At 62.7% G+C, this 20,864-nt stretch carries 19 protein-coding genes and 2 tRNA genes; 9 read left to right on the forward strand and 12 right to left on the reverse strand.

Annotated elements, in window-relative coordinates:
• Positions 1-65: 65 nt before the first annotated feature.
• Positions 66-2,012, forward strand: a complete 1,947-nt coding sequence (gene abc-f, locus HNQ39_RS21500; RefSeq protein WP_184201720.1) for a ribosomal protection-like ABC-F family protein — start codon at positions 66-68, stop codon at positions 2,010-2,012.
• Here the strand turns inward: abc-f and HNQ39_RS21505 are convergent.
• Positions 1,986-3,785, reverse strand: coding sequence for a DUF6785 family protein (locus tag HNQ39_RS21505; RefSeq protein ID WP_184201723.1), 1,800 nt, complete (start codon positions 3,783-3,785; stop codon positions 1,986-1,988). The genes abc-f and HNQ39_RS21505 overlap by 27 nt on opposite strands.
• A complete protein-coding gene (locus HNQ39_RS21510; protein WP_184201726.1) occupies positions 3,785-4,576 on the reverse strand; it encodes a cysteine hydrolase family protein in 792 nt (263 codons plus the stop codon). The genes HNQ39_RS21505 and HNQ39_RS21510 overlap by 1 nt, the downstream gene beginning before the upstream one ends.
• 52 nt (positions 4,577-4,628) lie before the next feature.
• Between HNQ39_RS21510 and HNQ39_RS21515 the strand changes: the two genes are divergently transcribed.
• The 7 genes from HNQ39_RS21515 to HNQ39_RS21545 all read left to right on the forward strand — a co-directional run bounded on the left by HNQ39_RS21515 (position 4,629) and on the right by HNQ39_RS21545 (position 9,558).
• Positions 4,629-5,123, forward strand: a complete 495-nt coding sequence (locus tag HNQ39_RS21515; RefSeq protein WP_184201729.1) for a peroxiredoxin family protein — start codon at positions 4,629-4,631, stop codon at positions 5,121-5,123.
• Positions 5,124-5,129: 6 nt separating this feature from the next.
• Positions 5,130-5,756 (forward strand): metalloprotease, encoded by a 627-nt coding sequence (locus HNQ39_RS21520; protein ID WP_184201732.1) that lies wholly within the window; start codon positions 5,130-5,132, stop codon positions 5,754-5,756.
• Between the two features lie 27 nt (positions 5,757-5,783).
• Positions 5,784-6,056 (forward strand): hypothetical protein, encoded by a 273-nt coding sequence (locus HNQ39_RS21525; protein ID WP_184201735.1) that lies wholly within the window; start codon positions 5,784-5,786, stop codon positions 6,054-6,056.
• A gap of 292 nt (positions 6,057-6,348) precedes the next feature.
• Positions 6,349-7,278, forward strand: a complete 930-nt coding sequence (locus HNQ39_RS21530; RefSeq protein ID WP_184201738.1) for a DUF4062 domain-containing protein — start codon at positions 6,349-6,351, stop codon at positions 7,276-7,278.
• Positions 7,275-9,155, forward strand: coding sequence for an ABC-F family ATP-binding cassette domain-containing protein (locus HNQ39_RS21535; protein ID WP_184201741.1), 1,881 nt, complete (start codon positions 7,275-7,277; stop codon positions 9,153-9,155). The genes HNQ39_RS21530 and HNQ39_RS21535 overlap by 4 nt, the downstream gene beginning before the upstream one ends.
• 256 nt (positions 9,156-9,411) lie before the next feature.
• Positions 9,412-9,482, forward strand: a tRNA-Ile gene (locus tag HNQ39_RS21540).
• 3 nt (positions 9,483-9,485) lie between these two features.
• Positions 9,486-9,558, forward strand: a tRNA-Met gene (locus HNQ39_RS21545).
• Between the two features lie 186 nt (positions 9,559-9,744).
• Here HNQ39_RS21545 and HNQ39_RS21550 read toward each other — a convergent pair.
• The 10 genes from HNQ39_RS21550 to HNQ39_RS21595 form a co-directional block, all read right to left on the reverse strand.
• Positions 9,745-10,443 carry a class D beta-lactamase gene (locus HNQ39_RS21550; protein WP_184201744.1) on the reverse strand — a complete coding sequence of 233 codons (699 nt, stop codon included), beginning with the start codon at positions 10,441-10,443 and terminating at the stop codon, positions 9,745-9,747.
• Positions 10,444-10,512: 69 nt separating this feature from the next.
• Positions 10,513-11,400, reverse strand: coding sequence for a LuxR C-terminal-related transcriptional regulator (locus tag HNQ39_RS29685; protein ID WP_221290213.1), 888 nt, complete (start codon positions 11,398-11,400; stop codon positions 10,513-10,515).
• A gap of 48 nt (positions 11,401-11,448) precedes the next feature.
• Complete coding sequence (locus HNQ39_RS21560) at positions 11,449-12,450, reverse strand: sugar phosphate isomerase/epimerase family protein (RefSeq protein ID WP_184201746.1); 1,002 nt, start codon at positions 12,448-12,450, stop codon at positions 11,449-11,451.
• 71 nt (positions 12,451-12,521) lie between these two features.
• Positions 12,522-13,871, reverse strand: coding sequence for a hypothetical protein (locus tag HNQ39_RS21565; protein WP_184201749.1), 1,350 nt, complete (start codon positions 13,869-13,871; stop codon positions 12,522-12,524).
• Positions 13,872-13,944: 73 nt separating this feature from the next.
• The gene (locus HNQ39_RS21570; protein ID WP_184201753.1) at positions 13,945-14,544 is read right to left on the reverse strand and encodes a nitroreductase family protein; all 600 of its coding nucleotides are present in this window, start codon (positions 14,542-14,544) and stop codon (positions 13,945-13,947) included.
• Positions 14,545-14,549: 5 nt separating this feature from the next.
• Positions 14,550-15,971, reverse strand: a complete 1,422-nt coding sequence (locus HNQ39_RS21575; protein ID WP_184201756.1) for a UDP-N-acetylmuramate--L-alanine ligase — start codon at positions 15,969-15,971, stop codon at positions 14,550-14,552.
• 36 nt (positions 15,972-16,007) lie between these two features.
• A complete protein-coding gene (locus HNQ39_RS21580) occupies positions 16,008-16,613 on the reverse strand; it encodes a hypothetical protein (RefSeq protein WP_184201759.1) in 606 nt (201 codons plus the stop codon).
• Positions 16,613-17,671, reverse strand: coding sequence for a radical SAM protein (locus tag HNQ39_RS21585; protein ID WP_184201762.1), 1,059 nt, complete (start codon positions 17,669-17,671; stop codon positions 16,613-16,615). Before HNQ39_RS21585 ends, HNQ39_RS21580 begins: the two co-directional genes overlap by 1 nt.
• A gap of 107 nt (positions 17,672-17,778) precedes the next feature.
• Entirely contained in the window at positions 17,779-18,279 is a 501-nt protein-coding gene (locus HNQ39_RS21590) for a hypothetical protein (RefSeq protein ID WP_184201764.1), read from the reverse strand.
• Positions 18,280-18,288: 9 nt separating this feature from the next.
• A complete protein-coding gene (locus HNQ39_RS21595) occupies positions 18,289-20,088 on the reverse strand; it encodes a glycoside hydrolase family 65 protein (protein WP_184201767.1) in 1,800 nt (599 codons plus the stop codon).
• A gap of 31 nt (positions 20,089-20,119) precedes the next feature.
• On the opposite strand from HNQ39_RS21595, the gene HNQ39_RS21600 reads away from it, so the two are divergent.
• On the forward strand, positions 20,120-20,863 hold the full coding sequence (locus tag HNQ39_RS21600) for a hypothetical protein (protein WP_184201771.1): 744 nt from the start codon (positions 20,120-20,122) through the stop codon (positions 20,861-20,863).
• Position 20,864 lies beyond the last annotated feature (1 nt).

Consider the following 20,864-nt stretch of genomic DNA (forward strand, 5'->3'; position numbering starts at 1 on the left):
CCGGGGATGTCCGATTTGCGAATCCCCCACCGTCGGGCGATAATGTTCGGGAGTTTTTTTGATTCATGAGCATTCTGACAGTCTCTAACCTCGCCAAGAGCTTTGGGGCGGACGTTCTTTTTTCGGACATTACGTTTAGCATCTCCGCGGGCCAGAAGCTGGGGCTCATCGGGCGCAACGGTGGGGGCAAGACGACCCTGCTCAAGATCCTCCTGGGGCAGGAGCTGGCCGATGCCAGCAGCAACGCACCGCCCAAGATCAACCTCGCCAATGGCCGGCGCATGGGCTACCTGCGCCAAGAGGCACCGGTCCATCCCGAGCGCACGATCGCCGAGGAGATCGAGGTCGCGCTGGAGCCCTACCGCGCAGTTCAGGCACGTATCTCCGAGGCAGAGCACGCCATGAGCGCCGCCACCGACGACGAGACCCTCAGCAAGGCGCTGGAAGACTACACCGAGGCGCTCGATGAGTTCGAGTCCCGCGGCGGCTGGGAGATCGAGTCCACCAAAGACGCCACCCTCATGCGGCTGGGCTTTGGGCCGGAGACCCTTGAAAAACAAGTCGGCTCCTGCTCCGGCGGCGAGCAGACCCGCCTCGCACTGGCAAAGCTCGTGCTCACGCGCCCCGACCTGCTGATCCTCGACGAGCCCACCAACCACCTGGATATCAACGCGGTCGAGTGGCTGGAGGGCTTCCTGAAAGAGTACACAGGTGCCGTGATCCTCGTCAGCCACGATAGATATTTCTTGGATGCCGTGGTGGACAGTATCGCCGAGCTGGAGTTCCAGAAGCTGACGATCTACAAGGGCAACTACTCCCACTTCCGGCGGCAGAAAGAGGAGCGGCTCCAGCGCCAGCAGGACCTCTACGACCAGCAGCAAAAAGAGATCGCCCGTCTGAATGACCTGATTAAGCGCAACATGGGCGCCAATGCCACCATGAGCAATATCCGCCACAAGACCCAAGGCAGGATCGAGCGCATGGAGAAAGTCGATGCCGTGCGCCACGACACGACACGGGTCAAGGCCAGAATCGACGATAAAAACGCGGGGCGGATCGGGCGCGAGGTGCTGAATCTCTCGGGAGTCGCCAAGGCCTATGGCGAGCGCACCCTCTTCTCGGACCTGAACGCGCTGGTCGAGCGCGGCGACCGGGTCGGCTTTGTCGGGCCCAACGGCGCAGGGAAGACCACCCTGGTAAAGCTGCTTCTCGGGGAGGAAGAGCCGACCGCGGGAAGCATTCAGTGGGGACACAATGTCCGCATGGCCTACTTCTCCCAGCACGCCACCGATGCCCTGGATGTCGAGAAGACCGTCCTCGATACCCTGCGCGACGAGGCCCCGGCCTGGAATGAGACCCAGCTTCGGAGCTATTTAGCGCGGTTTCTGTTCACCGGCGACGATGTCTATAAAAAAGTGGTGATGCTCTCCGGCGGCGAGAAGAACAAGCTGGCGCTGGCGTGCATGCTGCTAGAGCCGTGTAACCTGCTAATCCTCGACGAGCCCACGAACCACCTGGATATCGAGTCCTGCGAGACCCTCGGCCAGATGCTCACCGACTACAACGGGACACTCTTCTTGGTCAGCCACGACCGCTACCTGCTCAATGCGGTCACCAATAAAACCCTCGGCCTCACCGGCAAGGGCAGCGCCGAGCTGATCGAGGGTAACTACGCTGCTTGGCGTGAGCTACAAAACCCCACCCCAGCACCCACCGCCAAAAACGCCCCCCTTCGCGAAGCCGGAGGGGGTGGCGAGCCCCAGCGAGCCGGGGGAGGCAAAAATGCGGCGGGAGGAAATAACAAAGCCCGCGCCAAGACCCAAGCAGCCCTCGAAAAGGCCGAAGCCGAGATCGCGAGTCTGGAAGCACGGCTCGCAGAGCTAGAAGCCAGCCTTGCATCGGGCAAGGGCGATATGGTCGCGCTCGCCACCGAGCACACCCAGACCCAGGAGCAGCTCACCGCCACCCTCACGGAGTGGGAGCGCTTAAGTGAGGAACTGGTAGATAGGTAGGTTGAAGACCCGCCCAAAGAGCGTCCAGAAGGTCTGAATCCCGATATCGCCCAGGGTCAGCCCGACAAAGAACCCGAGGGCGGTCTTGTGCGCGACACTCCCGCCGTAGCGCAGGGCGAGGGTCTTGGCGAGCCAGGCAAAGAGAGTCGGGAGGAAGAACGCGTTCATGGTCAGGGTGGTACCGAGGATATAGCCGACCGGATGCAGCGGAAAGCCCATAAAGCGCACCCGCAGAAACCCCAGCAAGGCCACGAAGAGCGCCCCAAAGGCCATCCCACCGAGCCCCGCGCGATCAAAGCCCGGTGCCCGGCTGGCGAGCTGGTGCATCTCCTTCATCCCAATCTGGGTCTTGGTGACCACATAGACATTGCTCTTTGCCGTGGCCGCCCCCAGCTCGTAGAAGTGCGGCAGGGAGAAGAGCCAGCCAAAGGCCAGCGCGGTGAGCGAGAACACCCCGACCGCACGGAGCAAGAGCCGCGGCGAGACCCCCTGCGCATCCGTGAGCTTGAGCGCCTCCATGAGATACGGCAGAGACTGGCCCCGGATGTCGATGTGCACCAAGTCGCTCAATCCTAGGGCGGCAAGGCTCCGTGGCTCCAGCCGCGGTGCCCCGGAGAGCTCGAAGGCGACACGGCCCGGTGTCCAGGTAAGCGGCGCGAAGGTCCAGACGCCCCCCGCCTCCGCACGTGCGCGTGCCCCCGCTAGCACGTAGCCTGCGTAGGCGACCACGGCAAGCAGGGCCATTGTCGGCGGAGTTCCCATGCCCCAGAGCAGGGCCGCGGCCAGCACCACGCAGACCAGGGCACTGGTCGGTAAGAGCCTGCGCCCCGCCCAGAACGTCATCCCCGCCGACATCAGCCACGCCCCCGCACTCTGCTCCAGCGGGTAGGGAAAGCGCGCCGCCCCCTGCCCCGCTGCCTCCAGCCCAAAGAAGGTGCCCAGAGGGTAGGCGAGCCGGATCAGCACCCAGAAGACAAGGCACGAGAGGCTCACACTCGACGGCATGAGATACGCGAGCCCCACCGCCATGGGATAGAAACTCACGCCAAAGCTGGGGATAGAGCTCCACGGCGGCGACGGAAAGAGCATGTCGCGGTAGTCCGCCACCTTGAGCTGGATCGCGGGGACAGTCGGGTACCACTCGTGGAGAACCAAGAGGCTCTGGAGCACCACCGGAACACTCACCCCGAGCCAGAACAGCGGCTGCCGCAGGAGCGCGAACTGGCTCTGGCTTAGCTCGAGGGGAAGGGCAGCCACCGGGAACGTGAGCTTCTCTTCCCGAATCCAGTGCCGGTGCAGCGCCGCCGCCAGCCCCAGCCAGAGGCCGTGTAGCAGGAGCAAGTAGGTACTCCAGAACGCAATTGGCACCGCCCAGGCGGACCAAGGAACCGCGCTTCGCCCCTTGAAGAAGCCCTCAATCGCCGCCGGATCGTGAAGCACGGGAAGCGACGCCAGCACGGGGAGGTAGCTCGCCCACTGGGGCATGGTCGGGGCGGAGTAGGCGAGATAGCCCATGCCAGGGAGCAAGAAGCGCATCCCACCGAAGCCGACAATGGGCAGGGTTGCGGTGAGCACAGCGTAGCCAAAGAGCCACTCGCGCGTGTCGAGGGCCAGCAAGCGCCGCAGTGCCCCCCCCAGGAGTAGATACAGCACGGTCGGCAGCATCAGCGAGTAGCAGAGCAGGTAGACACTCCGGGCGATCTCGCTATCGGCAGTCCACCAGAGCAGCCCCCCCTGCACCATGAGAATCATCGCCCAGACACGGGCTCGCATCAGGCAAGCCCTTCCAAGAAATCCGCCAGGTCAAAGACAAACCCAAACGCCAGCGCCACCCGCCAGAGTGCCAGCGCCTTCGCGGTCTCGGTCCGCGCCGACTCCGCGTTCTCTACCGCCGTAGTCGCCTCACGGATCGTCGAGCACAGATACCCCAAGCGGCTCAGCTCGACCATTCCCCCCGGAGATAGCAGCAGGCACCAGTTGAGCGCAAAGCCCACATAGACCAAGTGCGAGACCCCCGCCGCGCTCGCCAGGGCCGCCAGCTGCTCGCTATCTTCCGCGATCCCCTCCGCGCCTTGGGGACGAGCCTGCTCAGGAAAGTCCAGCCGTGCAAAGCCCGCCCGCACATCCGCCTCGTTGTGCCGCCCCACAAAGACATTCTCGGAGCGGAAGCGCAGGAGCTCCTCTATTCCCCCTTCGCGAAGCCGGAGGGGGTCGCGCTCTAAGGCGCGGGGGGAGGTAGAGTGCCTAGCCTGGTATCCGGGCAGATGTTGGTAGTAATTGCCACCACCCACGACATGGAAGACGGGCCAGCCCGCCGCGCGGACCGCGGCCAGGAGCGGGGGAAAGACCTCGCGCAGGATGTGGTCGGCGCGGGGGATGTACTCCACCGCGCGGTGCCAGCCAGGGAACAGCTCGCGTGTCCCCGTGTCCCAGGCGTGCATGACCACCAGCGCAGTCTCCTCCTTTCGGATCGGAAGGTCCGCTTGCTTCCAGCCGCCGTAGCCCTCCGCAGGGATCTCCCGCGCAAAGTCCGCATCAAACTGCTGGTAGTACCACGCTCGCATGCCGCCATTGTAACAAGAAAGCGGGGCAAAGATCGGGTAAACTGTGGACACTATGGCTTTTGGTGGACAATCTCAGCAGCGCTGGGGCGATAACTCGATCAACACGACGGACTACATCCGCGACTTTCAGCTCACCGACCTGGCAGGACGGGTCTGTCACTCGTTCCCGACCCGAGGACGTGGCTGGATTCTCTTTGCCTTCTTCGGCCTCGATGGCCAGAGCGCCCAGACTCTCCAGGCCCTGCAAAAGCTCGCCGACGGCTACAAAGAGAGCGGGAAGCTGACGGTCTGGGGGATCTCGCAGGAGACCGACCCCGCGGTGGTGAAGTCCTTTGCCGCAGAGCTGGGGATCACCTTCCCGCTGATGCTCGACCACCAGCTCTACCACTCGGGGCTCTACGGCATTCCCTATGCGCCGGCGGTCTTTCTGGTCTCCAGCGACGGCAAGGTACAGCGCAAGGCCCTAGGCTACAAGCCTACCGTCCTGAGCGACATGTCCCAGCGCTACGCCACCTTCGCGGAGCTCCCCGAGCCGGTCGAGCTCTAACTCACCATGCCCACGAAGTTCGACCTGGGGGACGAGAGCCTCCAGGTCACGGCAAGGCCCGCACAAGAGCGCCGCATCAAGGTCGCCCCCGATCCTGGCGACGCGGCACGCCTGCGAGCGACCCTGCCCGGCACGCTCCTCTCGATGGGCTTTACGATCTGGTTCTACGCGCAGATTCTGCACTGGGGCTGGTATGTCGCGGCAGGGCTGGTGTTCTCCATCTTTATCCACGAGTGCGGCCACGCCCTCGCCGCCCGACGCTATGGCCTGCCCTACATGGGGATGCGCTTCATTCCCTTGGTTGGCGGCGTGGTCTTCCACCAAAAAGGCAACACGACGGTCACCGAGGACGCCTTTATCGGGATCATGGGGCCGGTCTTTGGCACCCTGGTCGCCATCGCCTGCACCATCGCCTACCGCCTCACGGGCGAGCCGCTCTGGCACGGAATCGCGCACCTGAACTACCTGATGAACGCGCTCAACCTGCTCATCCCCGCCCCGCCCCTCGATGGCCACTGGCTCGCCGCGGTCTTCTCCGGCCGCTCCCGCGCGACCAAGCAAGAGAAGCTCAAGTGGGCCCTCGCCTGGGCCGGCCTCGGGGCCTTTCTAATCGCCGGAATTCTCTTGGTGTAAGCAAGCACTTTCCGATAGAATGCCCGCATGGACTTGGAATGGCATTCGTTTGCAATGGTCTTAAGCCTCCCCCACGGGCGCGAGACCGACTGGGAGTCGCTCCTCAAGGCAGCATCCCCGCCCACCGGCATCCAGTGCACACGCCGTAGCGCAACCCTTCTCTTGTTCTGTGTCGAGGCCGAGATGGAGTTTCTCGCTATCGAGAAAGCCGAGACCTGGCTCCACTCCCTCGCCGCCCGCGCAACACCGCCGTTCCCCATCGGCCTCAACCCCCAACCCGCCAACGAAATCGACGTCTGAAGCCCCGCCGCAAATACCCTCAGCGAGTCAGTGTCGATCCCCCCTCCTATAAAGAAGACCTGCGCCAGACTACAAAAGACCAACCGAGCCTCTAAGAAGCACCTGCGCAGGTCGGCCTTGACCCACGCCACATTTTAAAAGACTTGGGGAGGTTCTAAAAACACCTGCGCCGGGTCTAAAAATACCTCCCCAGGTCTTTTTAGGTCTCCCCCAAGTCTTTCTCCCCCTCGGCCAGCCCCCCAAAAATGCGGTACAATTCCGCGTCAAATTCCCACCAACAGGCCGCCTCCTCATGGACAAGAAGTACCAGATATTCGTCAGCTCCACCTACGTCGATCTCATTGAAGAACGCCAGCAGGTCATGCGTGCCATCCTCGAAATGGGCCATATCCCCGTCGGCATGGAGCAGTTCAGCGCCGCCGATGAGGAACAATGGAAGATCATCCAGCGCCAGATCGACCAGAGCGACTACTATGTCGTCCTTATCGCCCACCGCTACGGCTCCACGATTCCTGGAAGCGGGATTAGCTACACTGAAAAAGAATACGACTACGCCCTAGAAAAAAATATTCCTACTCTCGGATTTGTGATTGATTCCAGTGTCAAAGATTGGCCGCACGAACGATATGATGATGATCTCAAAAAACAAAAAGCTCTTGAGAAATTTAAGAAAAAAGTCAAAAATAAACCTTGCGGCTTCTGGAAATCTTCCAATGAACTGCATGGTATGATTGCAATTGCTTTAGGAAAAAGTTTCAACACTCAACCACGCATAGGTTGGGTTCGTGCGGATTCTGGAGTGGGGCCAGAAGTTGCAGAGGAAATTGCGAGATTAAGCAAAGAGAATCATGACATGTCAGAGTCTCTAAAATTAATTAACAAAGACGATAATCTAATAAACCTAAACCTAAATTTTCCCATTTTTGTCACATATCAAAAAGAAATTAATTATCGAGAATTTGCCGAATTCAACATAACAATACTCGAGATCTTAACCAGTTACAGAAATAATATTTTCGATCCAGTAAATTACACTATGCCATTGTCATGGCTAGAATCTTTGATTAGTAACCAACTCCCCAAATCCATCATCCAGAAAATATCTCTAATCAAAATAAAAGATATCATGACCCTATATTCTATAATAGACAGAAATGATATCGAAGATGAATGGCATTTGACAGATTATGGCCGAAAAATACTATCTAAGATCCCATTATGAGCCTCATTACGATCACCGACCTCGGAAAAGACTACGGCCCCGACACGATTCTCGATGGCATCTCGCTGCGCCTAGCGCGGGGGGAGAAAGTGGGAATAGTCGGGAAGAACGGCGGCGGGAAGACAACCCTGCTACGAATGCTTCTGGGGATTGAAGAGCCCACACGCGGCAAGATCGGGGTGGCGCGGGGCGTCCGGATTGGCTACCTCTCCCAGATCGCGCGCCTCGACGAGACCAAGACCATCCTGGAAGAGGCGGAGACAGCACTGGCGAGTGTGGCCGATGCGGAGGCGCGGCTACGTGAGGCGGAGCTAGCGCTGGCAGCGGAGCCGGAGAGTGAGGACCTGCTTGATGCGTACGGCGCGGCGCAGGACCGCTACGAGTTTTCCGGCGGCGAGGCGGCGCGGGCCTCACTCCTTGCCTCGCTGGAGGCCATGGGGCTCCCCGAGAGAGACTGGGACAAGCCGGTTGCCGTGCTCTCCGGCGGCGAGAAGACCCGGCTCTCGATGGCAAAGCTCCTGGCCACGACACCCGATGTGCTGGCGCTCGACGAGCCCACCAACCACCTGGATATCCGCGCCGTGGAGTGGCTGGAGGGGTTCTTGCAGCGCTTCCCCGGAGCCGTCTTGCTGGTCTCCCACGACCGGCGCTTTCTGGAGAACACCGCCAACGCCATCTGGGATGTCGAGGCAACGGGCGTCACCCCCTACTCCGGCGGCTATGCCTTCTATAAAGAGAAGCGCGAGCGGGTACGCGCCGAGCAGCTCGAGCTCTACCTCCGCCAGCAAGCCGAGATCGCCCGCACCGAGGAGTTTATCCGTCGCAACAAGGCCGGCCAGAACACCCGAATCGCCATGGGGCGGCAGAAGCGGCTTGATCGACTGGAGCGGCTAGAGCGCCCGGACTCCGACCCGCAGGGCGTGAAAGCGCGGCTCGCCAGCTCGGGGCGGAGCGGCGAGAATGTGGTCGTGGCGGAGAAGGCGAACAAGAGATTCGGCGACAAGGCGATCCTAAGCAATGTCGACTTCATCCTGCGCCGCGACCAGAAGATCGGCATTGTCGGCCCCAACGGCACCGGCAAGACCACGATGCTCGAAGTGCTCCTCGGGGAGCAGCCGCTGGACTCGGGCTTTCTGAAGCTCGGGCATGGAGTGACCGTGGCGGTGCACCGGCAGGACGAAGACGATTTCGAGCGCGAGGAGACCGTTCTGGAGGCCTTCTACGAGCGCTCTGGGCAGACTATCGCCGAGGCACGGAGCCACCTGGCGAAGTTTCTCTTCACCGGCGACGATGTCTTTAAGCCGATCTCCGCCCTCTCCGGCGGCGAGCGCAGCAAGCTCCGCATGGCGCTGATGGTGCTCTCGCCTGCCAACCTGCTGATCCTCGACGAACCCACCAACCACTTGGATGTCTGGAGCTGCGATGCGCTCACCGATGCTCTCAAGTCCTTCCCCAGCACGCTGCTGGTTGTCAGCCACGACCGCGCCCTGCTCGATGCAGTCACGGACCACACGCTAGCCTTTGAGGGCGAGGGCAAGGTCACCCTCCACGAGGGCAGCTACGCGGTCTACCGGGCGGCAAAGAGCCAACCTCTCGCCCCAGCCCCTTCACCTAAAGGCAAGGGGGAGCCAGCGGGGGTGAAGCCCAACGCCTTTCAGCTCTCCAAAGAACGCGCCCGGCTCCAGAAACGTGTGGCGACCATCGAGGACGAGATCAGCAAGCTGGAGACCGAGCTCGCGCAAGTCGAGGCCGCGCTTGCTTCCGGCGAGGGCGACGCAATAGCGCAGGCCGCAGCCCACACCCGTGTCAGCGAGGCGCTCGACGCCAAGCTCGCCGAGTGGGAGCAAGCCGCCGCCGATGCCGAAGCTGCAGGCTAGAGAGAATTCATGCGCCCCCGGGGCGCTCCTCCCCTCTGCCGGGTAATTTATTGCCCGGTTTAGCAAGCGCCCCTTCACCGGCGATAGAGAAGCAATGGTTCAGAGAATACACCGAGAGATACGCATTGGGCAGATTATTTGCCCAAGCACCGTAGCCTCGCCTCTCTGGACCTAATTCTCCGTTCTCTAGATTCACTCTAAAGCGGTGGTTCCCCGAAAGGTGGAACCACCGCTTTTTTTGTACCCCTTTTTTTGTACCCCTGTAGCTCAGTGGAAGAGCGCCCGCTTGATAAGCGGAAGAGGAGAGTTCGATTCTCTCCAGGGGTATCGGTCCTTGTAGCTTAGCGGTTAAAGCGACGGCCTCATAAGCCGTGGAGCGGGAGTTCGAATCTCCCCAGGGACATACCAGATAAGCCAAGCCACGTGGCGCGTGCCAGGGCCTGAAAGTCCCTGGCTAGGCCGCTACGTTCGTTCCTCACTTCGCGAAGCGGCCCGAGGCCGCGCAGAATTCCTCGCGGGCTCGGCCCGCTTCGCGCTTGCGCGGCCTAGAGGTGGACTTTCAGGCCACCAGCGTTCAGGCCACCAATTCCTAGTACGGTGTGGTCAGCCGCTGGACGAGCCGCTCCCGGACTTGGGGGCCGATCGCGCCGGGGGCATGGCGTAGGATCGCAAAGGCGGTGGTCTCCCCCTGACGAGAGAACGCGCCGACATACCAGCCCAGCGAGCGGCCGTCCTTGCCCTTCCCTGAGCTGCCCGTCTTTCCCCAGAGGGTGACATTGCTATCGACCGAATAGGCCAGGCACTTCTTAACCGTGTTCTGAAGCTCCAGCGGAAACGGCCAGGTTCCCGCACTCAGGCGCTGCATGAGCAGGACATGCTCCACCGGCGAGATCGTGATTGTCCCATCGTGCCAGGCGAGCGCGGGGTCCTTGCCACTCCAACCACTGCCATAGCCGATCTTCTTCACCCCCGCACGCAGCCGCTCCGCTCCCAGCTTTCGCGCCACCTGCTGAAAGTACCACTCCGCCGACGTCTCCAGCGCCGTTCGGAGGCTCAGATCACGGTCCCACTCCTTGCGCCCCGACTTCTTCCCCGTAAACTTCCAGAGCTCGTCTGGCCCCTTGACCAGCTTCGCCTCCAGCGCGAGGTGCGCCAAGACAATCTTAAACGTGGAGCAGGGCACAACCCGCTGGTCCAGCCCCACCCCAAAGCGGGCGATATGGCTCCCCACCACAGTCACAGCGCCTCCCCCCTCACCGGGAAAGTTCTTATCGAAAAGCTCACTCATTGTTTCGTTTCCTTCCGCACCTAGGGTACGGCGACGTGTGGGTGGTCTGCCTCGGGCACGGGCGGAGGTTTATCTACTCCCAAGCAGTAGCTGGCGCACCCCGCTCCGGCCGCCCGCATCGAGTTTCTTAATCAGATTTGCCGCGTGGGTCTTGACGGTCTTCTCTGTGATGCCGAGCCTCTCTCCCAGCTCACGGTAGGTCAGCTCGCCTGCCAGGAGCAGCGCGATCTCCCGCTCGCGCTCCGTGAGCCCTAGGAGAGGATCGCTCTGGGCAGCCCGGGCAATCAAGAGCTCCGCGGTCTCGGTCTGGGCTTGGGCGATGGTCTGGCAGAGCGGTTCTAGGGCGTAGGCGAGCTCGGGATGCGCCGCGCGAAGCTGCTCGGTCTGGCGGCGGAGGCGACGCAGGGTCTGGGTGACGGGCGGCTCGCCAGGCTCTGCTGCGCCAAAGCGGGCGCGGCGCTCCCGGTCCTCGTGCTCCCGGGCCAGCGCGGTCACGAGAATCTCCGCCAGCCCTTCCAGGAACTGGCACGTGGTCGGGTCGTAGACCCCTTCCGTGTAGGAGAGTAGCGCAAGCACCCCGATCACGCGGCGGTTCTCTAAGAGCGGCGTGACAATCGCCTCGGCGGAGCGGCGGCTCGTGTCGCCAAACGCGCGGCCTCGGTGCAAGAGCAGCGCTCTATCGGTCTGGGACCAGTAGGTCTTTTTGTGCTTCACGATCCACGCCGTCAGCCCCTCGGGCGAGAACGTGTTCACATTGGGATCGTCGATCTCGTGGCCGTCCCAGTTGTACGGGTAGACAATCGCGCTCTCCCCCTGGCGAAACCCGATATAGAACGAGTCCACGGGCACCAGCTCCGCTGCCGTGGTGCGTGTGAGGTGGTAGAGCAGGTAGCGGCTCACCCGCGCTGCCGCAAGCAGGCGTGTATCGGCTTGCTGGAGTACAGAGGAAACAGTCACGGATATAAACAAAGCCGCCCCCCGGGCCTGGGGGGCGGCGCATCGAAGCTAGTCCTTGGCCCAGAACATGGGGCCGGGCTTCTCGGCGATCACGGAGCGCTTGAGGACATCGAGTGCCTTGTGGAGGCCCTCGGCGCTGGACATCAGGCCGTCCTCGTGCTCGATGGAGAGGACGTAGTCGTAGCCGACCGTGCGCAGGACACTGACAAAGTCCTTCCACCAGGCTTCGTCATGGCCGTAGCCCACCGAGCGGAAGACCCACGAGCGGTTGGCGATATCGCCGTAGCTCTGGGTGTCCAGGTTACCGTTGCGGCCCGAGTTCTGCGGGTCGATCCGGGTATCCTTGGCGTGGCAGTGGAACAGCGCCCCTGCCTCCCCGATCTCACGAACTGCGGCCAGTGGGTCGATCCCCTGCCACCAGAGGTGCGACGGGTCAAAGTTGGCGCCGATCCGGTCCCCCGCCACTTTTCGCAGGCGCAGGAGGGTCTCGTTGTTGTAGCAGATAAAGCCGGGGTGCATCTCGATCGCAAAGACACAGTTGTGCTGCTTCAGGAAGCGGTTCTGGGCGCGCCAGTAGCGCGCGGCGACCTTCCACTGGTAGTCCAGGATATCGCGGAACTCATCGGGCCAGGCGCAGGTGACCCAGTTGGGGTTCTTGGCGCGGGCGGAGTCGCCGGGGCAGCCGGAGAAGCCATTGACAGTCGCCTGGGGCATGATGCCATCGCCGTGCAGCGCCTCGGCGAGGAGGACAGCATCGGTGAAGGCCTCGTGGTGCTCGTCGGCGATCTTCTTATTGGGGTGCAGCGGGTTGCCGTGCACGGAGATCGCGGAGAGGATCAGGCCACGGCTCTCGATCGCCTTGACAAGCTGCTTGCGCTTGCCGGCATCGGTGGCGAGGGTCTTTGCTCCGCCCAGGTCGTCGAGGTGTCGGCTCCCCGGGTACGCTCCTCCGCCCAGCTCCACGGACTGGATTCCGGCCTCGGCGATATAGTCAAGCGCTGCCTCGATCGGGCGATCGTGGAACAGCGCGGTGAAGATTCCGATCTTCATGTGTTGTTTCTTTCCTTGTTGAAATTTATCGCGCTCTAGGCTAAGAGCGCAGCGGTCTCTAGCGCTTGTTTCTACACCCGGAGGCGCTTCTCCTCCAGATCGAGCCGGTAGAGAATCTGGTTATAGTTGTAGCGCGGGGTCGGATCGGGGTTTCCGGAGAACGTATTGACATAGGTCCCCTCGAAGTAGACATAACGTCCCCGGTCAAAGTACGGGTGCTGTGTCACGTTGTAGAAATCCATCTTTTCGTGCGTGACAATCTTCACCGCCTTGTCCCAGGGCCCCAACAGACTCGGTGCCTCGGCGTACCAGACCTCGCCCACATTCGACGACTTCCCGCGCATTTGGAGCACGAGCATCACCCAGCGCTTCCGGTAGGCGTTCCAGTAGACCGAGCCCCCGTGGTTCTGGACCGGCGCGCCCGTCTTGGCATCCCGCAGGCGCAGCCTTGGCTCGGCGAGCCGCTCGTAGTTCTTGAGGTCTTTGAGCGCGGCAAGAGTTGGTTTCACACGGACACAGGGAAGCGGCGCGCCACCATCGTAGGTGCCGTAGAGCCAGTCGTCGTAGAGGAACGGGTGCCCCGTCAGCGGCTCGGGCTTGGTGGGATCGAACTCCACAACCGGCTCAAAGCAGGCTTTCGTGTCGTTGAAGACTGCGAGTCCGCGCTCGACACAGGTCCCCAGGTCCTTCATCCGGCTGTAGAAACAAACGAGCTTCTCGCCACCATCCACCACCGCCAGCCCCGTGATCCAGACCGGGCCGGGGCCTTTGGGGCTCGGGAACATCGGGCGAGAGAACCACGTTTTCGGGTCGGTGAAGTAGCGCAGACGAATCGCTTGGTCGGGGTTGTCGCGCGGGTCGGAGGTCGCGCCGGCGGTGCCAAACTGCCCCAGCGGGTACTCCGGCCGCGCTGTGTCCCCCCAGAACCAGTAGAGCTTGCCTTTGTAGGGTGCCACGAGCACGGAGTCTTGCCCCATGACCCGCCCATTGAGCTGGCTCACCCCCGCCGGGATCGGCTTGCCCAGCAGGAGGGAGTCCCGGTAGATTCCCTCTCCGGTGACTCGGTAGAGACGCTCCGCAATGTTGGTTCGGGGCAGCTTTATTGTCGCGGTCTCCCCCGCCTTGGGCGTGAGCACCAGCCCCTCGTAGCCGAAGCCATCTTTGGGGTAGGCGTAGCCGTGGCTCTTGACCGAGAACCAGACCTTGGTCTCCATCAGGCCGGGCTCGTAGAACGCGATCCAGCCGGCGCTATCGGTGATAAAGCGCAGGTCGCTGGTGGTGCGTAGCTCGACCAAGGGGACCCCGCGCCCGGTCTCTGCATCGACAACGCGGATTCCGAAGTACCCTGCCCGTTGGAGGGGCAGGGCTGGAGAGCCTTCGGCTGCAAAGGCCGTTCCGGCCATGGTTCTGTTCCTCTTCATGGGCCGGGTACCCTCTGGGTGGCCCTTCGCAGCGCGAAGCGCTCTCCAGCCCCCCCGCTCTAACCAGGGGGGACTAAAACGCGGGTGTCTCCCACTCGGTGAAGACCGTCGCGCTCAGGGGCTTGCGGGCACGGGTCGGGTTGTTGTGGCGCTCGCGCTGCTTTTCGTCGTCGAGGAGCTCCGCCTCGCCCAGATAGCCCAGCGCGATCATCGACTGCGGTGCGAAGTCCTCGGGGATGGCGAAGAGCTCCTGCGCCTTGGCGGCATCGAAGCCCCCCATCTGGTGGAGGTAGAGCCCGTTGGAGGCCGCCTGCGCGGTGAGCTGGCCCACTGCCTGGCCCACATCGTACGAGGCAAACCGGTTCTCCGCGCCGTTGTAGGTAAAGGTCTTCTTGGCGACCCCTAGGATCAGCACGGGTGCCTTGCTCGCCCAGGAGTGGTTGGCTGGGACTAGCGTGCTGGCCAGCTTCTCAAAGGTCTCCGGGTGGGTCTCTTTCACCCCCACAATAAAGCGCCAGGGCTCCTCGCCAAAGCAGGAGGCAGACCAGCGCGCGGCCTCAAAGAGCGAGAGAAGGAGCTCCTCGGGGACGGGCTTGGGGTCGAAGGCGAGGGGGCTCCAGCGCTGGCGCAGTGCGCCAAGAATCGGGTGGTCGTTGAGGGTGGGTTTATCCATGGTACTCAAGACCCCAAACTGCCCCAAACAGTTCCGGCCACCCGTGGAATCGCGCCGTCAAATCCCCCGCTTGTCTCAAAGAGAATCACATCGTCGGCGACCGAGACATCCGCCTTGAGCGCACTGAGCAGGGCATCGGCGGAGCTGACAGTCTTGACTCCCACCCCGCTGGCCTCGATCCGGGCTGCGATCTCCGCCTGGGAGAGCTGGGAGTGGGTCGCGGCACCGTGGGCAGGCGGCTGGAACAGGTAGACCCGCTCGACCCCGGCAAAGAGCGTGTTGTACCAGCCGATCGCCTCGCGGTTGCGGAAGCTGAAGGTGTGGGGCTCGAAGCAGACCCGGACCCGCTTGCCCGGAAAGCTCTGCAAGATCGTCGTGATCCCCGCGCGGCACTTGGCGTAGCTGGAGCCAAAGTCGTTGTAGACGGGCGGAAGTGTTGCGGGGTTGAGCCGCTCCAGCCGCCGCCGCACCCCCGAGAAGGCAGCCACGCCCGCGGCGAGCTCCTCCGGCGAGACTAGCCCCAGCTCGATCAGGAGTGCCGAGACCCCGACAATGTTCTCCACACTATGGTCCCCGAGCTGGCGCGTGGTGAGCTGGCAGACCTCCGTGCCTTGGTGACAGAGGGTAAAGCGTGTCAGGCCGCTGTCGCGCTGGATCTGAGTCGCGTACCAGTCGGTGTCCTCGTGCTCCTCGCGAGCGTACCAGACCACCTGTGCCCGCGCATTCTCCATCACGTGGCCCAGGTTGGCCCCCGTGGCGCAGGCGACAATCAGGCCGCTCTCGGGGAGGCTTGTCACGAGCTGGGCAAACGGACGAAGGTAGTCATCGAGCTTGGGAAAGACATTGACATGATCGTGCTCGCCCGAGGTCACCAGGAGCGCCTGGGCCTGGTAGAACAGGAACTTGCTCCGGTTGTCCCAGTTGGCGGCGGGGTACTCATCGCCCTCTAGGACAAACTCGCTGCCATTGCCCAGGTGCCCGTTGTCGGGGAAGTCTAGTGCCTCGGCCCCGATAAAGTACGACGGGTCCTTTCCGGCGTGGCGCAGCACATGGGCCAGCAGCGCGGTGCAGCTCGACTTGCCAAAGCTCCCCGCCACCACCAGCGAGGTCCGCTCCCCCAAGAGCTCCGCGATCGCCTCGGGAAAAGAGAGCACGCGCTTGCCCGACTCCAGGGCCGCTGCCACTTCTTCGTTTTGCTCAGGGACGAGCTTGGCGTGCTTGCCGATCACGATCCAGTCGGCGTCTTCGGGGATGTTGTCGGCGCGGTAGCCAATGGCGCAGGGAATGCCGTAGCGCTGGATCACGTGGGAGATCGGGGGATAGAAACCCTCATCGGAACCGGAGACGCTCCAGTCGGCATCAAGAAGCAGCTTTGCGACCGCGCTCATCCCCGCGCCGCAGAGCCCGATAAAGTGTGCATGAGGCATAAATGGAATTTTATCGCAGGCTCTCGAACTCTGCCTTTAGAACGGCTCACGCCCCAAAAGCTCCGTGAGCCGGCGGCGTTGCTTCCCATCCAGCACCTGTGCCGCGACTCGCCATTTTTTGGTATCGAGTTGCTGATCTTGCGCGACGCACCAGTCGTTCACGGCCTTGACCTGCGGCGCCGTGAGGTGCCCAAAGTTCCATGGAGACTTCGACCCCGATGGCGGGACATGGTGCGCCTTCATGTAGGCAAGCCGCTCCGCCAGATGCGCCTTCTGCAGCGACTCCCAGGCATTATGTAGACGCTTGTTCTGCTGCGGAGTGAGCTTGAGCGCTTCCGATGCCATCAAGATCGCCTCCGCTCCCCTCTGCCAGAGCGTTCGCGCCACCAGTCCCCGCCGCTGCTCGGGTGTTAGTGTCACTGTTTTTAGGCGTAGATTCACACGGCCAGCCAGCTTCCCCGCCGGCGAGATCTGCTCCGCTCGCAGCCCGGGGTTCTCCGCAAGCTCTGCCCGAAGCTGCGCCCCTGCCTCGCGCTCCCGCCTCGCAATCTCCGCTCGCTGGTTGGCGGAGAGCTTGAGTGCTGCTTGCACCGCAGGGTCGCGCAGAAGGTTGTAGTCGGGCTCAATTTCGTCGCTTGGCATTACTTCTCCAGCTGTTTTTTTACTTTTAGGTTGAGATCGAACTTGCCACAGCGCTCGCAGCCGGGGAGGAAATCGCCAGACCGGAGGCGGGTGCGCAGGGCGTGCCATGCCTGCGAGCGCCAGAGCTCGGTGAAGGAGGCCGCGTTGAGGTTGCCCAGCGTCAGCTCGCTGCTGGGGTTGCAGCAGAAGCGGACATTGGCATCGCCATCGACTCGGGCGTACCAGTGCCCCGCAAAGCACCCGACCTCGTCGATAGGAAAGCGGTCCGGCGCGCTCCCGGAGAGCTCGGTGTAGAAAGCGTCCAGGTTAGCCGATGCGCCAATCGCCTCCAGCTCGGGGCGCTGGGCAACAAGCGCGGAGCGTTGCGGCTCGCTCAGCACCAACGACTGGGTCTCGTCGGTGGCGCTCATCAGCTTGAACTGCACCGACGCCCCCAGCGCTTTGGCGAGCGTGAGGGCCTTGGCTAGGACATGACAGTTGACCGCGCAGACCACAAAGACCAGCTTGAGCTGTGTCCCCGCCGCCACGACCTGGCGTAGCAGTGCGATCAGCACATGAAAATCGGCCGCACTGCGCCCCGGATGGAACGCGACATAGGTCTCGGGATCGGCGCAGGAGAAGTTCGCCAAGATCGTGTTGAGCCCCAGCGCCAGAAAGCGCACCCGGTCCCGCACCAGGGTGAGGTTGGAGATCAGGGTCACCTTCAGCCCCGCGCTTTTGGCGTCGGCGAAGACCTCCAGGCACTCGGGGTGGGCCAGTGGATCGCCGCCGCCGGTGAAGATCACCCGCTCCGTCCCCAGTCCGGCGAGCTCGGCAAAGAGTGGCCCCAGGAGCTCCCGCCCCAGGCGCTTGCGCCGCCACTCCGCCATGGGCAGCTCTTTGCGTAGCGGCGAGTAGCTCCAGCAGGTGAGGCAGCGCAGGTTGCAGGCGTTGGTCAGCACGATACTGACACTCTGCGGACCGAGAGTGGGGAGGAGGTTTAGGCGTGTCTCTTCTAATCGCCCCTGTGACCGCCCCCGTGGGAGGGGGGCGTCTTGCTGTCCTCGTGCCTCGGACACAAAGGGCGCTTCGCGCCCATGGCCGGAGGCCTTCGTGTCGGAGCCTGCGACGACAGCGAGACGCTCCCGTTCATGGGAGCGATCTACACGAGGGCGATCAACACGCTCTACTTCGGAACCCACGTCTCGCCACTCAACACAAAGGTCTGCGTGTAGTTTTGATCGTCATTGGGAGCAACCTTGCGCTCGACCGTGCCGTCTTTCTTGAAGGCCCAGGTCTCGTCGAACTGCTTGTTGTTGTTGGCATCGATCTTGGCACGGTTCCAGGTAGTGTAGCCCTTGTCCTGGTCGCAGCGCAGCTCGATCACGACCCCGCCCTTCTTGACCCGCCACTTCGGTCCCTTGGCATCGGGCGTCCCCCGGTCGAGTGGCTCCTTTTGCAGCTTCAACACCTCACGGTCCACATCGGAGAGGCTCCCCTCGGCCGGAGTTGTCGTGGCCCCTTCGCCGGGCGGGGGTGGTATAGGCATACCCTCATTCACCAGGGCCGGTGCGGCTTGCTCGGCGGCTTTATTGGCATTGCTCCGCACGACAAACAGGGCGATCGGAGCGACGAGTAGCGCCAGGCATCCGACACCCCGCAGCTTCACAAACGTATCGTATTTCATCAGACTCTCCTACCCCCGCGCAGCGGGAGTAACCGTTCGGCCTTGCGGCGTGACTGTCACCGTGTAGCGCTTGCCTTTGTAGCATACGCCCTGAATCTCCAGCTTTTTCCAGCCCTTGGGAAGCGCGACAGGCGCCTTACTCATCGCGTCCCAGTGGGCAAAGTCCAGCCCTCCGAAGCCATAGAGCACCGCCTGCAAGACCCCGCCACAGCCGGTGGTAAAGACACAGCGGTCCAGCGAGCGCTTCTCAGAAAAGAGCAGGAACGGCCCGCGGACAAACGGGCGGTAGCTGGCGCGGAACTCCTCCTCAGCCTCGGCGGCGCGGCCCAGGCGGGCGGCGATCAGCGCGTGCACGGAGTCGGTCATGGCGGGGCCGTTCTTGATGGGGCGCACTTTATGAAAATCAAAGGTCTTGGCATCGGCAGCAGGCAGCTGGGCGGGCCAGAGCAAGAGCTCCCCATCGGCCTGCTTTGTCCCAGGCTTGCCCTTATCGTCGTCGCACTTCAGGATCACGCCGTCGCTGTTCTTCGGGAAGTACATCCCATTGGCCACTGTGGTCCACTGGGGGTTGAGCGGTTTGCCCAGCGCCTTCCCGACTTCGGCGGCGGCGAGCAGGCAGCGCTGCGCCATGGCGTTGGTATAGGCATTGTTGTCTAGAGGCGTGTTCTGGAGCTCATCGGGGCCGATCACCTTTAGAATCTCCCAGCCCCTCCCTGTCTTGGTCGCCCGCGATGCCCAGTAGTCGGCGATACTGGAGAGAAGCGGCCAGCCCTTGGCGCTCATCCAGGCCTTGTCGTCGGTGGCGAGCCAGTACTGCCAGACCGCCCAGCCGATCCCTGCGGTCACGTGGCGCTCCTGTGAGAAGGTGCCCTGTACGGTCTCGTTGCCCGTCTTGGCCGACTCCCAGGGGAAGTCCGCGCCCTTGAGGCCCTGCTTGGCCGCAATCGCCTTGGCCTGCGCCAGGTGCTCGAAGCGGTACTCAAGGAGGGAGCGAGCGAGATCGGGGTGCTGCGCGAGGAGTGCGGGGAACATCCAGACCTCGGCGTCCCAGAAGATATGCCCCTTGTAGAAATCGCCCGAGAGCGCTTCCGGCGCGACAGAGAACGTGCCATTGGGCTGGACAGACTGGATCAGATCGAACATCAGCTTGTGAACCAGCTGCTGCGCCTCGGGGTCACCGTCGATGACAATATCGCGCCCCTCCCAGCGTTTTGCCCAAGTGTCTTCGTGCGACTTCCTCACGGTCGGCCAGTCCGGCAGTTTGGCATATTCCTTGGTGGGATCGGTATACGAGGTTACTTGTGACCAGGAACCATCCGGCTCATCGCGCCCACTCCCCTTTGCGGAGCTACTATTCACATTGGTAATGCTGTTGTACCCGTACACAAGAGCGGTTGTGGTGACACTACCAAGCTTGGTGGTGAGGACACCGCGCTTGAGATCCAGTGACTGCTCGTAAGGTTCGCCTGGTTTTAGGGCAAGCTCACCTGGCTTCCAGTCGGCCAGCGGCTGCAAGTTTTCGCGATTGTCGTAGACACCCGCAACAAAGGCTTTACTGTCCTTGCCTGCGCCCCCACTCGCCCCAAATGTCGCTCCAAGCATCCCACTACTTAAATAAATTCCGTGGTTGCCACGGTTGGCGTTGGGGTCGGTGGTCTTGAGCACCCACGGATCGAGGTCTTTGAAGGCTCCCGTGTCGGCGGGGGTTGCCTGCGCGAGAGGCACGGCGGGCGCATCGGGAGTGTCGGACTTGGGGCAGCCCGCGAGGACGAGAAACGGGAGGACGGCAAGGAGGCGGCAGCGATTCATACGGGGATATTTTACCGCTATACTGAGGGCGATGTCGCTACGTCCTCAGAACGCTCGCCCTGCCACCCTGCACGAGACCCTCGCGCGGCAGCTCAACAAGCGCGACCTGCGGATGGTGGAGTCTACCCTGGCCCACGATGGGCCGCAGGAGGTTCTGACCGCCTTAGCGATTATCGTGGAGACGGAGCGGCGGCGAGAGAGAGTGCGACAGAAGCTCGGCCAGGCCCTGAGTGTTCTCATGATTCTGGGGTTCGTCGCCTGGGTGCTGGTGACCTATGAAAACAAAGACATCGGTAGCCTTATCCTTGTGGGAGTCATTGTCCGCGTGGTCCATGCCTATGTCGGGACCGTGAGCAAGGGGGCGACTCTGCGCGGCCAGAATGCACGCTTTGTCCTGCCTGCCTGCATCCAGCGCGCCGACCGAGCCAGCCTGGGGCCGGTTCTCATCCTCGCAGAGACCGGACTCCTGGGCAGCTCCACAGAGCGCAGTGCCTGCCGGGCGTTTCTGGAGGTCGCACTCGTGCGGGCCCCCGCCGATGAGCTCTTTGCCCTCGATGAGCGCCAGCGGGCGGCCCTTCGGCTGGTCACCCACCGGGCGATCAAGCTCTCCAAGACCGACAACCGCTACACCCAGCTTGCCAGCGCCGGCCTGCTTGCGCTGGGAACTCTTCGGGATAGCCGCCTCCTCGACAGTGCTCACGAGGCCATGCAGCAACACACACGGGGTCCTGTCTGCGCGGCGGCGGAGGAGTATCTGGGCCAGATAGCGAACTGAG

The organism is Armatimonas rosea, assembly GCF_014202505.1.
Lineage (GTDB): Bacteria > Armatimonadota > Armatimonadia > Armatimonadales > Armatimonadaceae > Armatimonas > Armatimonas rosea.